This is a genomic window from Terrimonas ginsenosidimutans (assembly GCF_022012415.1).
Lineage (GTDB): Bacteria > Bacteroidota > Bacteroidia > Chitinophagales > Chitinophagaceae > Terrimonas_A > Terrimonas_A ginsenosidimutans.
On sequence record NZ_JAKLTR010000014.1, the window covers coordinates 223,574 to 236,479 of the forward strand.

A 12,906-nucleotide genomic window follows, 5' to 3' on the forward strand; every position below is an offset into this window, starting at 1 on the left:
ATCAGGGAGGTTTTTAAAAATATCAATCGTTCAACCGGTCAACGGTGAACGGAAAACGATCTTAATTACAATACTCATCAAACGCACCGATCAGATTATTCGCGATCAGCTGTGCGGGACGGCCTTCTATCTGGTGGCGCTCAATAAAATGAACGAGCTGGCCATTTTTGAACAGGGCGATCGCAGGAGATGACGGAGGATAAGGGAGCAGGTGCTCGCGGAGCTTTTGAACAGCTTCAACATCGAAACCAGCAAAAGTGGTGGTAAGGAAATCGGGCTTGTTCTTAGCGTTTACAACAGCCATCAGCACGCCTGGACGTGCGCTGCCTGCGGAACAACCACAAACAGAATTGATCATAACAAGGGTGGTACCTTCTTTAGAGATCTGGGCGTCTACTTCGCCTGCTGTCAGCAACTCGGAAAAACCGTTGTCTGTCAGCTCTTCTTTCATCGGGTTGACTATTTGTGCTGGATACATAGTTTATAGTTTAAAGCGCGAATTTATGTTAAGAACACGAATTGCACGAATTGGTTCAGATTACTCGAACAAAAATTATTAAGGTAGCTTGACTGCATAGCAAATGACACTATGGCGTATTTTAAAATACAAGGCAGACATATTGTCTTAAAATATTCTTCTTTTTCGCATGAATGGCAGGAAAATGGCTGATTTTGGGTGGTGGTACATCGTTTGAAATGTACTAGTCGTAATCAAAAAATAAAAAACTAAAAGAATAAGATTATGACACACGTAAAATTCGGACGCAGACCATTTGAAAGAAGCTTTAACAATTTGGTGGACGACCTTTTCTCAGAGTTGCCCGTCTTATATAAAAATGGAACAGATCAGGTGTTTAAAGGTTTTGTACCGGTAAATATCCTGGAATCTGACAAAGGATACAGCCTCGAGGTGGTTGCACCGGGTTTCGAAAAGAGTGATTTCAAGGTGAATGTTGATCAGGATGTATTGACGGTTTCTGCAGATAAAAAAGAAGATGTGAAGGAAAATGCAGAGAATGGAGAGAAGACGAATAAGCAGGTACGCCGTGAATACAGTTTCCGTTCATTCAAAAGATCTTTCACACTGGATGAAAAAATTGATGCCACAGGAATTGAGGCAAAATATAATAATGGTGTTCTGACATTAAACCTTCCGAAGAGAGAAGTAGTCAAAGCATCAGCACAACAAATAAATATTCAGTAAGAATCTTTCTCATAAGCAGTTGGTTTTGGTTTACACCCCGTCGTTTCCACGACGGGGTTTTCTTTTGGCTGACAACCATTCTGGCACACGCATTGTCTAAAATCTGTTACTTTTGCGTTCACATTTACCAACATTACTGAAGCTATGTTCAAGAAGATCATTTACTTCTTTGTTCTCTTTATACTATCCGTAACCGTCGTGAAAAGCCAGGATGTGATCCTCGACACTCTCCATCCCAAGCCGGTGGAGATGGAAGACAGCACTTTGCGTATTACCAATCTGAACCCGTACATTACACTCCATGTTGATTCAGTCCTCTCTTACCCCTTGTCTATCAATAGGGAAGCATCAAAATATTACTGGTATCTTAAAAACTCTCCTATTGGTTTAAAAATCAATAAAGACAATGGCACGCTGACTTTCAAAGCGGAAAAATCCTTTTTCCTTTCAGGGAAGCTCAAGTATGATGAGGAATACCCGGTAAAGCTCGGTGTACAAAACCTATCGAATCCCCGCGAAAGGGTTGATACAAGTTTTGTACTCGTATTTTATAACACAGATGTGATCTTACCCAAATTAAAACCTTCTGTAGGAAGTACGCTTATCGCCGACGAAGGAGAAACGATCAGCTTCAGCGTTCAATGCGAAGCCGGTAATTTCACCATTGACGACATCCTGTTCACCAGCAATATTTCCATTTCAAACTATAAAAGTGTGAGAAAATGCGGTGATGAATTCTCGTGGACCATTCCATTTGATTTCGTAAAAGAAACTGATACGATCAAGACGAAAATACTTAACCTCAGCTTCATCGGTTCCACGACCAAGTTCCAGGTGAGGGACACGGCTAACGTAAGGATTACTGTCAGGGATGCACTGAATTATCCCAGAGCCAAGCAGGAATATGATGTATTGTATTCGCAAGTGAGAAGACATTCAATGATATTGAAGGCGACTTTCATACAGATAGACAGGAAGATCAGAAAGAATAAGGGGGCCAGAACTTCATTCGACCTGACTTCTGCCACGTCAGCGTTGACAGGTACGATCCTGAGTACTTCCGGAGGCGCTTCAGCAGAGACTGCCGGTAAGATCTTACCCAGTGCGGGTGTCGCACTTGTACCGGTAAAAGAGGCTACAGCCCCGAATAAAGTAGTGGAACAAAACCAGGCGGCTGTTCTGCGTTCTTCCATTAAGCGTCTTGACTATATGCTCTTCGAATTTACTTTGGTGGGCGACAGGGATCCACTGATCGCATCAAAAACAGCCAAGCTTAAGGAAGAGCTGAAGCAAAGTCAGATGCAGGTCATTGACGTGCCGCTTGATGTTACGCTTGACGGTATGACAGAAGATGAGTTGAACAAATATTTCAATAACCCGAAAGTGAATAAGAAATACCGGGTCAGCAATAAAGGAAACTAAAAAAAGAGGGCTTCACTGGAAGCCCTCTTTTTTTGGATCTTATTTATGGCTTGCAACCAGCTTTTCTTCGTGTATCAATAATGTACTGGATCTTCCAGACTCCATCTATTCTTACCAGCTGAAATGAGTTCACTCCACAGTGACTAAATGCTCCGTTGTAGTAAAAATTGTAGGGTGTCCACACTGTGGCGAGCGGTCCGTCCACCAGTATTTTCTCAAAGGTGATCCGCTCATCGGCGGAGTCTTTTTTTACGCGCTTAAGACTTTCCGCAAATTCACTCACCTTCTCATCTTTTACGACGGTCTTACCTTCTTTATCGCGCGAGATCGTTTGCAATACAGCATTGCTTGAAAACACCGCCACCACTCCCGGCGGATCGGCATTACGCATGGCAGTAAAAAGATTATTGACGGTTGCTTTAACAGAATCCTCCACGGACTGAGCAGATGCCTTAACAGAAATGCAAGCAGTTGTTAACAATAATAAAAGGATGCGCATATTAACATTGTTTAAGTGAACCCAGGATAATTATTTCCGTCCTAAAATAAACTCATTCATTATGAAAACATCAGGAATTGTACAAACGGTTGCCCTGGCAGCGATAGTGGTGCTGATCACGAGTTGCGCTTCCAGGCGATATGAGCCCTACCCTCCTCCACCTCCACGGGTCTCTGCATCCCTGATCATTAATGCCGGCCCGGGCATGGTGATCAGCCGGTATAACGATGGCCGCTACTACTATCGTAACCCACAGGGCTGGATCTACTGGAGAGGACCAGGTAACAGGTATTATCTTGACCAAAGATATATGCAGCGTTCTTACAGAAGCTATCCGCAATACAGGGAATGGAACAGGCATTATGACCGGAGAAGGTGGAGGTAAAGCAAAGTAAAAATTCAAAAGTAAAAAAATGGCCGTTCAGGAAAGGAGTTATCTCCTTTGAACGACCATTTTTTTACTTTTTACTTTTGAATTTTTACTTTCTACTTCACGTAGCCAAGGATCTTCAGCATACTCTGCGCCGTTTGTTCGCGGGCATAGAGCCAATCCACCAGTTTGCCGTTCTTATCATGGCCCACGATCACGTGTTTGGGTGAAGGGATGAGGCAGTGTTTGATGCCGCCGTATCCGCTGATCTGATCCTGGTAAGCGCCTGTATGGAAGAAGCCGACATAGAGCGGTTCTCCGTTGTTGATCTTTGGAAGGAATACTTCATTGATGTGTTCTTCAGAATCGTAGTAGTCATGGCTGTCACACGTGATGCCACCGAGTACTACCCGTTGGTACTCCTGCTCCCATTTATTGATAGGCAGCATCAGGAATTTTTCACCAATACCCCATGTATCAGGCAGCGTGGTAATGAAAGACGAATCGATCATATACCAGTTCTCACGATCATTCTGAACTTTCTCCCCGATCACGCTGTAGATATGCGCCATACTTTCTCCAACAGTAAAGCTTCCGAACTCTGTAAAGATATTCGGCATTGGAACTTTTGCTTTTTTGCAGGCAGACTTAATGTTACCAACGATCTCATTGATCATGAACTGGTAATCATATTCAAACCCGAGAGAGTGCTTGATCGGGAATCCACCTCCGATATTGATGGAATCAAGCTCCGGGCAGATCTTCTTCAGCTGGCAATACAGGTTGATGATCTTATTCAGTTCGCTCCAGTAGTAGATATCATCCTTGATCCCTTTATTAAGGAAGATGTGGAGCATTTTCAACTGGAACTTGCTTTCATAGCCTTCGATGCGATCGACATAAAACTCCAGGATATCTTTAGCCCTGATGCCAAGTCTTGATGTATAAAAAGGAAAGTTAGGTTCTTCTTCAGCGGCAACGCGGATACCCAATTTGAAAGGGCCTTTTACGGACTTTGCGTATTCTTTCAGTTCATCTTTGTTATCGAGCACCGGGATCACGTTGGAGAAGCCGGCATTCAGCAGGGCTGCAATTCTGCGGGTATACGGTTTTTGCTTATAGCCGTTGCAGATGATATGGATATCCTTGTTGATCTTTTTCTTCTCGTACAATTTTTTGATGATCTCGATATCGTAAGCGTAGGATGTTTCGAGATGGATCTCATGTTTCAGCGCTTCTTCGACAACGAAGCTGAAGTGGGAGCTCTTAGTGCAATAACAGTAAAAGTATTTCCCTTCATATTTGTGTCTTTTAAATGCATTGGCAAACATGGTCTTTGCCTTTTTGATTTGCATCCCGATCTTCGGCAGGTAGGTCAGCTTCATGGGCGTACCGTACTTATCGATCAGAGCTTTGATATCTAGATTATTGTACTGAAGATATCCGTCTTTTACCTCAAAATCTTCCTGGGGAAAATTGAAGGTTTGATGAACGAGGTCGCTGTAAGAGTTATTCATTTACAAATACGAGGGTTAGGGTTGTCCCATTTTTTAATGGCACAAAATTATAGGATTCTGGGAGAAATCAGCGGGGAGTTTTGGGGGAGGGAGGAAGGGAACGGTTTGGGAGGTATGGTAGGTTCCATAAGTTCCAAAGGTTTCATAGGTTCCATAGGTTTGAGAGGTTCGATAGAACATCTGGGACTTGAACCAGGCTATCGGAGCATATTGGCAATATTGAACCTATGGAGCCTTTGGAACCTATCAAACCTTCTGATAAAGAGAAAGCCTCCGGAAAATTCCGGAGGCTTTCTCTTTATCGTTTAAGCGGGGATTACTTTACAGAATCCACGAGGTTCTTGAACGTTTCCGGGTTGTTCATTGCCAGATCAGCGAGAACTTTACGGTCGAGCTCAATGCCTTTTTTCTGGAGTTTGTTGATGAACTCAGAATAAGTAAGGCCTTCAGCACGTACTGCAGCGTTGATACGAGCGATCCAGAGAGAGCGGTATTCTCTTTTCTTGAGTTTGCGACCCACGAACATGTAGGTCATACCTTTCTCAACTACGTTTTTGGCTACTGTTAAAACGTTTTTACGTTTGCCATAATAGCCTTTGGCTTGTTTTAATATTTTTTTTCTGCGGGCCTTGGAGGCAACAGCATTTTTTGAACGAGGCATGTCTAATTAATTTAAGAGTTTTAAAGATAAAATCGGGTAAGCAGGGCTTACTTCAGACGCAACAGACGTTTTACAAAGTCCATGTTTGGTTTTGCAACCAGGCCATCGACGCGCATACCACGTTTACGTTTTGTTGATTTTTTCGTCAGGATGTGACGTTTGAAACTCTTCTGGTGAGTGATCTTACCTGTGCCAGTCACTTTAAAGCGCTTTTTGGCACTGGAGTTTGTTTTTACTTTAGGCATTTTAACCCAGTATTAGAAATGATTCCTTTGAGGCGTTCCCCACGGGGGGATGCTTGTGGAGCCTCTTCAGGAGGGCTGCAAAGGTAGGGAGAAAAGTGGAAGGACAGAAGTTTACGAGTTTAAAGTTTAAAAGTTTAAGGTTTAATAGTTTGACAGGTTGGACAGGTTATAAAGTCTATCATCTGCTAAATAAAAGAGGTTCAATAAATTAGATAATTTATTGAACCTCTTTTATTTAGCACGTTGTAAAAGTCTAAAACTTCCGGAACGTTTGAATCCTAACGTGTCAAACTATTAAACCTTAAACTTTTAAACTTCTTTCTCTCCCCTCCTACTCCTTCGGATCCAATGCCTTATCAATGCGGGAAGCTACGTCCTGCAGGTGATAGCGGGTCATGGGATCAGTTGTTACGCCGGCTGCCGCTTTTACTTCGGTACGAAGTGAAGCCAGGTGAGCTTTTACAGCACTTTTGATATCAGACTTGTCTGGATTAGAAGCAGAGCCGCTTCCACCAAGGATCACGAGGATCACGTCTGAGCTGCCGGAACGCGGGTTGCTGATCAGTCCTGCCAGTGTTGTGATGTATGATTTCTGAAGGTTTCTTCTGTATACGCTTATCTTGCTACGTGCGGGTAATTCACTCCAGATCCCTTTTTTCAGATCTGAGAAAAGGTCGAGGATGGAATATGCATTGATCCCCTGCGCCGCTTCTGCTTCGATCAGCTTGCCCAGTGTGCGGGTTGACAGGATACCATTCAATACGTTATCCTGCAAACGTCCTACTGTTGCAGTAGCACTTGTGCCGGTCTTATTGAAAATATTCTGGTCGATCAGCCAGGCTGGTGTAGTAAACAACTGAGCATTCAGAAACTCTACGGCTTCTTTCTGTTTTGCCTTGCTTACGATCTCGTAGATCGCTCCACCCTGCTCCTGGGTCTTAGGCGTTTCCATGATACCGCCGATGTATTTAGTGACATGGCTCATGTACATGGTGTACTGGCCTGTTACCTGGCGATACATTTCACCGAGAGAAGTATAGTCTTTATTCTGCTCTTTTGTCCATTCAACGAGGTTAGGAATAATGCGCTGGAGGTTTTTAATACCATAGAAAGCGCCTTTCATTCCATCATCACCTACCTGCTCACGTTGTGAGCGTGGGTCATCAGGATTTGTTTCGGTACCAAACCAGAGACGGTTATTTTTAAGTGCGTCGATCACCCATTTGTTGAGGTGAGACTGCTCAGCTGCTCCTGAATTAAATTCAGGGAACAATTTGTAACCCCATTCGATCGCCCATTTGTCGTAGTCGCCGATCCGTGGGAACAGTCCTACTCTTGAGATCTTGTCTTCAGGTTGCGCCACATAGTTGAAACGCGCATAGTCCATAATTGACGGGGTATGTCCATTTGCCTCGACCCATGCCTTATCGCGCAGTTTTTCAACCGGCACGGTAGAGCTTGAGCCATAATTATGGCGCAGACCGAGTGTGTGTCCTACTTCATGGGAAGACACGAACCGGATCAATTGTCCCATCAGTTCGTCATCAAATTCCAGCTTGCGAGCGCCCGGGTCGAGTGGTGCACACTGAACAAAATACCAGTCACGGATGAGCTTCATCACATTATGGTACCAGTTGATATGGCTTTCCATGATCTCACCGCTGCGGGGGTCGCTGATACTTGGGCCGCTTGCGTTGGCCACATCAGATGGTTTGTAAACGATCGCTGAGTAGCGGGCGTCTTCCAGGCTCCATTCAGGGTCTTCCTGTTTGGTGGGTGCAAGTTTCGCGAGTACAGCATTTTTAAACCCGGCTTTTTCGAAGGCCGCCTGCCAGTCGTTCACACCCTGGATCAGATAAGGGATCCATTTCTTTGGCGTTGCAGGGTCGATATAGAAAATGATCGGCTTTTTAGGTTCAACCAGCTGACCTTTCTTGTATTTTTCCAGATCTGCATCTTTAGGTTCAAGTCTCCAGCGTTTGACCAGACGTATCGATTCAACGCCCTGTGGATTTTCATCGAAGTCGGTATAACCAACTGCGAAATACCCTACGCGCGGATCGAAGTAACGCCCCTGCATAGGTACTTTAGGAAGTAATACAAAAGAGCTGTTCAGCTCAACCGTGATATTGCCACCAGGGGTTGGAGGTGTGAAACCACCGCCTCCGCCCTGGCCTGGCAGTGAAGCCATGCGGGAATAGGTTTTTACAGTAGAGATCTCTACGTTAGACGGGAAAGATCTTACGCCGGTGATGTAGGATTTATCAGCCTGCTGTCCACCGATACGCATAGATGATTTAAGGCTGCCGCTGAAGAACAGCACGTCATTATCTCCGCTGATATAATCGGTGATATCAATTACCTGGCCGGTTGAATCTTTAGAGAAAGCCCTTATATCAAATGCCGCAGCGATCGGCTGTATGTTTGAATTGTTCACTGCGGTGAACATGGGGGATGTTGAGTCCTTTGTATATTCTGCGAATGATATATTACGCAGGAATACTTTATTATTTGGACCTTTTTCAAAGCGGATCACGCTTTGTCCGATCTGATCTCCTGCAAATCCGAAAAAGCCACTGCGCATACCAGCGGCAGCTTTGATGATCCGGTTTACGACAAGGATATCTCTTCCAAGCACTGAATCTCCGATCTCAAAAAAATATTTGTCTTCTACTTTGTGTACGGTGAAAAGGCCCGCATCAGAAACAGCTTTTGCGGTAATTACTTCTTTGTACGGTTTAGGTCCGGTAGACGGTCTCATCCCTCCTGCTCCCGGCATAGCGCCCGGGATCCTCGCGGAGTCAGTTCTTGGCTGTGCCGCAGCTACTGAGCATGCACAAACAGCTACAGCGACCAACCAGCGGTGGTTGAAAAATTGATGCATTATTGCGTTTTTGGTGATAAAAAAAGAGGTCTCAATATACGTAAAGCAATGGTTCGACATTGAACCCTTGTGGTTTTTATATGAATGGTAGGTTAGGAAAGGATTAAGTAATTGGGAAATGTGTGTGGGGGGCGGAGAGGTTTGGGAGGTTTGGAAGGTTCGATAGGTTCCAAACCTCCCCCTCCCTCTTCGTTCTTTAGATCAATAAAAAAAACCGTCATTTCTGACGGTTTTTTTTATTGAAAGACTTTATTGGTGAACATCCGCGCTGATTCGCGCTCATTCGTGTTAAGCTTTTTTCTTTCCTTTCGGAGCAAACATTGCCAGCATTCTTCTTCCTTCCATTTTAGGCATGCTTTCAAGTATGCCTGCCTCGGCGAGTCGTTCAGCGAACTTCAGCAGAAGCAGCTGACCTCTTTCCTGGAACTGGATCGCACGGCCTTTGAACTGCACGTAAGCTTTCACTTTGTTTCCATCCTTCAGGAAGGATTCAGCGTGTTTTGCTTTGAAGTCAAAGTCATGATCGTCCGTATTAGGTGTAAAACGAATCTCTTTCACTTCGGAGACTTTGCTTTTCGCTTTCATCTCCTTTTCCTTTTTCTTCTTATCGTAGAGGAATTTGTTATAGTCAATGATCTTGCACACCGGCGGATCTACCTGCGGAGAGATCTCCACTAGGTCAAGCTGCTGATCCTGCGCCATTCTCAGCGCGTCCTGTGTGTTATAGATGCCCACTTCAACGTTGTCTCCAACCAATCTTACCTGGGGCACCCTGATAAAATGGTTGATACGATGTTCTGCTTCTTTACGGGGAACAAATCTTCCCTTGAAGCCACCTTTGTTAAATCCGCCGCCACCTGGTCTGAAACCGCCGCCGCCGGCACCTGGTGGTCTGTTGAACCCGCCTCCGGGTTTTTGTGGTACTGCCATTTAGTTTTTTTGAATGAACCCTTCCTGTAAGGGTATTTTTGTTTGTTACTTTTTGCAACCTGATCGGAAGTAAAAAGTCAAAATTAAAAATTAAAAAAATGCCTCAACAATATGTGTGCAGTTTTTTTAATTTTTAATTTTTAATTCTTACTTACTGAGATCGTGCGATCCGCAGGCTGTTACAATATACATCATTCCCTGCGTTCTTTGATCTCAGCTACGGCATCTATCAAAAATTCAGCCACAGATTTTGATCCGAGGTCGCCTTTTCCCTGCCTGCGGACGGAAACGGCCTCGTCGGTCATTTCTTTTTCGCCCACGACAAGCATGTAGGGAACTTTCATCAACTCAGTGTCCCTGATCTTCTTACCTATCTTTTCCTGCCTGTCGTCCACCTCAGCCCTGATGCCTTCCTTTCTTAGTTTTGCCACTACAGAGAGGGCATAGTCCTGGAATTTGTCGCTGATCGGCAATACTTTGACCTGCAACGGCGCCAGCCAGAGTGGCAGTTTCCCTGCATAATGTTCCAGCAGGAACCCGATAAAACGCTCGTGTGTTCCCAGTGGAGCACGGTGAATGATCAATGGAATATCGGTCTGGTTATCGGGTGTGGTGTATTCGAGTTTGAAGCTGCGTCCCTGTGAAAAGTCAACCTGGTTAGTAGCCAGGGTGAATTCACGGCCAATTACGCTATAGATCTGCACGTCGATCTTTGGGCCGTAGAATGCTGCTTCGTCCTGTACTTCTACATACGGTATATTGGATTCGATCAATACCTGGCGAACCATTTCTTCTGTTTCTTTCCAGAGTTCCGGTTCGTTCACATATTTCTTACCCAATTTGTCTGGTGAATGCAGACTAAGTCGCATTACATATTTCTCGATCCCGAAGATCCTGAAATACTTCTGGTACATTTCATTTACAGCCCTGAACTCGTCAGCAAACTGCGTACGGGTGCAATAGATATGCGCATCATTCATATGCAAGCAACGTACCCGCATGAGGCCGAACAGTTCGCCGCTTTGCTCGTAGCGATAAACGGTTCCATACTCAGCGATCCTGTAGGGCAGATCCCGATAGCTTTTGGGCTCTGCTTTAAAGATCTTATGGTGATGCGGACAGTTCATGGATTTCAGGTAGTATTTCTCTCCGTCCACTTCCATTGGCGGATACATGCTATCTGCATAGTAAGGCAGGTGACCACTGGTGATGTACATGCTTTCCTTTGCGATATGCGGGGTAACCACGCGCTTATAGCCGCCGGCCTCTTCTGTTTCCTTTGCGAGTTTTTCCAGCTCTTCAATGATGACTGTGCCGTTTGGCATCCACAGGATCAAGCCCTGGCCAACATCATCATCCATGGTATAGATACCTAGCTCCTTGCCCAGCTTACGGTGATCCCTTTTCTTTGCTTCTTCAAGCATGGCGAGGTATTCATCCAGCTCTTTCTGAGTCGGGAATGTGATGCCGTATATACGTGTCAGCTGTTTATTGTTCTGGTCACCTTTCCAGTAAGCACCTGCGATGTTGGTAAGCTTGATCGCTTTGATCAGCGAAGTCGCCGGAATATGTGGTCCACGGCAGAGATCGGTAAAACCGCCCTGTGTATAGAAAGTGATCTCACCATCATTGAGGTTTTGCAAAAGATCCAGTTTATACTCGTCTCCTTTTTCCGTGAAGAATTGGATAGCCTCCGCCTTAGGAACCTGTTTTCTGACAAAAACATTATTCTGTTTGGCCAGTTCGTTCATTTTCTTTTCCAGGCTGAGCAGGTCTTCTTCAGTGATCTTACGATCGCCCAGATCCATGTCATAATAAAATCCACCCTGTTCAAGGGCAGGGCCGACCCAGAATTTCACACCCGGGAACAGGCTTTCCACCGCCTCAGCCATCAGGTGGGCAGACGAATGCCAGAAGGTATTCTTACCTTCTTTGTCCGTCCATGTGAGCAATTTCACTGCAGCATCTTTTTCGATCGGGCGCGTGCTATCCCAAACCTGTCCGTCTACGCTGGCAGCGATTACTTTTCGCGCCAGCCCTTCTGAGATTGATTTTGCTATATCCAATGAAGAAACTCCCTTCTCGTATTGCCTCACGGAACCATCTGGTAGTGTGATATTGATCATCTGCCTAATTAGCGTTTTAAAATGGATGGCAAATTTAGCGAATTTGTGGCGATTTTTCGCTTTCGTTTATCCCCTGGCTTCTGTACACATTCCTCCTCCCCTTCCTTTTAAAAATGGCGGATGATCGCCCTGTTCAGCCGTTGCATTTTCCGGTGTAGTTGTTCCAGTTTTTTGCTGAAGCGATCAGGTTTACTGTAATACAGGCAGGCCAGTTTCATCTGCCGCTTCAGCCAGCGATACAGAAGTTTTTTCCCATACCATTTATCCGCTCCGATGCTGGCGGAATGCAGCAGGCGTAAAGAACGGCTGCCCCGGAACACTTCATCATAAACCTGGTCATAGATACCCAGCAAACTTTGATAGTAAGAAAAATAAAGTGGCCTGAAGCTGATCAATTCTCTATAGGAAAATGATGTAATAAGTGCCGGCCAGATATCCCCGTTGATATGCGCATTGATGCCGAGCAGTACATGACGTATGCCGGAAGCGGAGGAGTCTTCATAATAAGTCTTCCATGAAGCCGGAATTTCCTTTTGTGCAGCGAAAGAATCGGCGGCAGCGAAAAAGGACCGGGTGAACTGAGCTTGCAGCGAGCGAATGCAGGCCCGTGAGGAGTCTTCAGCTGTTTTAAAAAACTGCAGCGAGTTGATCATTGTGTTGAAGTACAGCTCAGCAAAAGGTGCTGCACGGCTCGTGGAAGCACTGATAGAATCGAGTTTTTTTAATACCCGTAGTTCTTCTGTGCTGACCTGTGCAGGAGACTGCAAGGGCTGAAGCAGTGGTAATAAGATGATGAGCATTAAAAGGCGGTATGACATTACAGACCTATCGTTGTTTGAGGTTTCCGGGATGCCCCGGAGGCGTAAAGATTGAAATAACGGGAGTCTTTGGGGTTTTTTATTTAGGGAGCGTCGAAAGGCGCTTTTTTTTGCCGGGCGGGCAAGGGCGCTTTTTTTTCGACGGGAGGTCGAAGGGTCCGTTTACTTTTTTTGCCTTGATGCAAAAAAAGTAACAAAAAAAAATCAAGGCTACGCGCAAATAGCCAGCC

The 12,906-nt window shown here is 45.1% G+C and carries 12 protein-coding genes; 3 read left to right on the forward strand and 9 right to left on the reverse strand.

Annotated elements, in window-relative coordinates:
- Positions 1–61 precede the first annotated feature (61 nt).
- Positions 62–478, reverse strand: coding sequence for a BrxA/BrxB family bacilliredoxin (locus LZZ85_RS20490; RefSeq protein ID WP_237875226.1), 417 nt, complete (start codon positions 476–478; stop codon positions 62–64).
- A gap of 264 nt (positions 479–742) precedes the next feature.
- Here LZZ85_RS20490 and LZZ85_RS20495 point away from each other — a divergent pair, with 264 nt between their 5' ends.
- Both LZZ85_RS20495 and LZZ85_RS20500 read left to right on the forward strand, forming a co-directional pair.
- Complete coding sequence (locus tag LZZ85_RS20495) at positions 743–1,204, forward strand: Hsp20/alpha crystallin family protein (RefSeq protein WP_237875227.1); 462 nt, start codon at positions 743–745, stop codon at positions 1,202–1,204.
- A 144-nt stretch (positions 1,205–1,348) separates the two neighbouring features.
- Positions 1,349–2,626, forward strand: coding sequence for a hypothetical protein (locus LZZ85_RS20500; RefSeq protein ID WP_237875228.1), 1,278 nt, complete (start codon positions 1,349–1,351; stop codon positions 2,624–2,626).
- 43 nt (positions 2,627–2,669) lie between these two features.
- Here the strand turns inward: LZZ85_RS20500 and LZZ85_RS20505 are convergent, their stop codons facing one another.
- Positions 2,670–3,125, reverse strand: a complete 456-nt coding sequence (locus LZZ85_RS20505) for a nuclear transport factor 2 family protein (protein ID WP_237875229.1) — start codon at positions 3,123–3,125, stop codon at positions 2,670–2,672.
- 61 nt (positions 3,126–3,186) lie between these two features.
- On the opposite strand from LZZ85_RS20505, the gene LZZ85_RS20510 reads away from it, so the two are divergent.
- Positions 3,187–3,510, forward strand: coding sequence for a hypothetical protein (locus tag LZZ85_RS20510; RefSeq protein WP_237875230.1), 324 nt, complete (start codon positions 3,187–3,189; stop codon positions 3,508–3,510).
- Positions 3,511–3,611: 101 nt separating this feature from the next.
- Here LZZ85_RS20510 and LZZ85_RS20515 read toward each other — a convergent pair whose 3' ends face one another.
- From LZZ85_RS20515 to LZZ85_RS20545, 7 genes are all read right to left on the reverse strand, one after another.
- Positions 3,612–5,012 carry a type III PLP-dependent enzyme domain-containing protein gene (locus tag LZZ85_RS20515; RefSeq protein ID WP_237875231.1) on the reverse strand — a complete coding sequence of 467 codons (1,401 nt, stop codon included), beginning with the start codon at positions 5,010–5,012 and terminating at the stop codon, positions 3,612–3,614.
- A gap of 316 nt (positions 5,013–5,328) precedes the next feature.
- Positions 5,329–5,673 (reverse strand): 50S ribosomal protein L20, encoded by a 345-nt coding sequence (rplT, locus tag LZZ85_RS20520; RefSeq protein WP_237875232.1) that lies wholly within the window; start codon positions 5,671–5,673, stop codon positions 5,329–5,331.
- A gap of 47 nt (positions 5,674–5,720) precedes the next feature.
- Positions 5,721–5,918 (reverse strand): 50S ribosomal protein L35, encoded by a 198-nt coding sequence (gene rpmI / locus LZZ85_RS20525; protein ID WP_237875233.1) that lies wholly within the window; start codon positions 5,916–5,918, stop codon positions 5,721–5,723.
- Between the two features lie 331 nt (positions 5,919–6,249).
- Positions 6,250–8,802 carry a zinc-dependent metalloprotease gene (locus LZZ85_RS20530; RefSeq protein WP_237875234.1) on the reverse strand — a complete coding sequence of 851 codons (2,553 nt, stop codon included), beginning with the start codon at positions 8,800–8,802 and terminating at the stop codon, positions 6,250–6,252.
- 288 nt (positions 8,803–9,090) lie between these two features.
- Entirely contained in the window at positions 9,091–9,732 is a 642-nt protein-coding gene (infC, locus tag LZZ85_RS20535) for a translation initiation factor IF-3 (RefSeq protein ID WP_237875235.1), read from the reverse strand.
- Between the two features lie 191 nt (positions 9,733–9,923).
- The gene (thrS, locus tag LZZ85_RS20540) at positions 9,924–11,858 is read right to left on the reverse strand and encodes a threonine--tRNA ligase (protein WP_237875236.1); all 1,935 of its coding nucleotides are present in this window, start codon (positions 11,856–11,858) and stop codon (positions 9,924–9,926) included.
- A gap of 107 nt (positions 11,859–11,965) precedes the next feature.
- On the reverse strand, positions 11,966–12,676 hold the full coding sequence (locus LZZ85_RS20545) for a DUF5995 family protein (protein WP_237875237.1): 711 nt from the start codon (positions 12,674–12,676) through the stop codon (positions 11,966–11,968).
- Positions 12,677–12,906: the final 230 nt, after the last annotated feature.

Bases quoted from the DNA above. Each gene is read 5' to 3' on its own strand.
- LZZ85_RS20490 (WP_237875226.1), bottom strand. From the start codon at position 478: ATGTATCCAGCACAAATAGTCAACCCGATGAAAGAAGAGCTGACAGAC.
- LZZ85_RS20495 (WP_237875227.1), top strand. From the start codon at position 743: ATGACACACGTAAAATTCGGACGCAGACCATTTGAAAGAAGCTTTAAC.
- LZZ85_RS20500 (WP_237875228.1), top strand. From the start codon at position 1,349: ATGTTCAAGAAGATCATTTACTTCTTTGTTCTCTTTATACTATCCGTA.
- LZZ85_RS20505 (WP_237875229.1), bottom strand. From the start codon at position 3,125: ATGCGCATCCTTTTATTATTGTTAACAACTGCTTGCATTTCTGTTAAG.
- LZZ85_RS20510 (WP_237875230.1), top strand. From the start codon at position 3,187: ATGAAAACATCAGGAATTGTACAAACGGTTGCCCTGGCAGCGATAGTG.
- LZZ85_RS20515 (WP_237875231.1), bottom strand. From the start codon at position 5,012: ATGAATAACTCTTACAGCGACCTCGTTCATCAAACCTTCAATTTTCCC.
- rplT (WP_237875232.1), bottom strand. From the start codon at position 5,673: ATGCCTCGTTCAAAAAATGCTGTTGCCTCCAAGGCCCGCAGAAAAAAA.
- rpmI (WP_237875233.1), bottom strand. From the start codon at position 5,918: ATGCCTAAAGTAAAAACAAACTCCAGTGCCAAAAAGCGCTTTAAAGTG.
- LZZ85_RS20530 (WP_237875234.1), bottom strand. From the start codon at position 8,802: ATGCATCAATTTTTCAACCACCGCTGGTTGGTCGCTGTAGCTGTTTGT.
- infC (WP_237875235.1), bottom strand. From the start codon at position 9,732: ATGGCAGTACCACAAAAACCCGGAGGCGGGTTCAACAGACCACCAGGT.
- thrS (WP_237875236.1), bottom strand. From the start codon at position 11,858: ATGATCAATATCACACTACCAGATGGTTCCGTGAGGCAATACGAGAAG.
- LZZ85_RS20545 (WP_237875237.1), bottom strand. From the start codon at position 12,676: ATGTCATACCGCCTTTTAATGCTCATCATCTTATTACCACTGCTTCAG.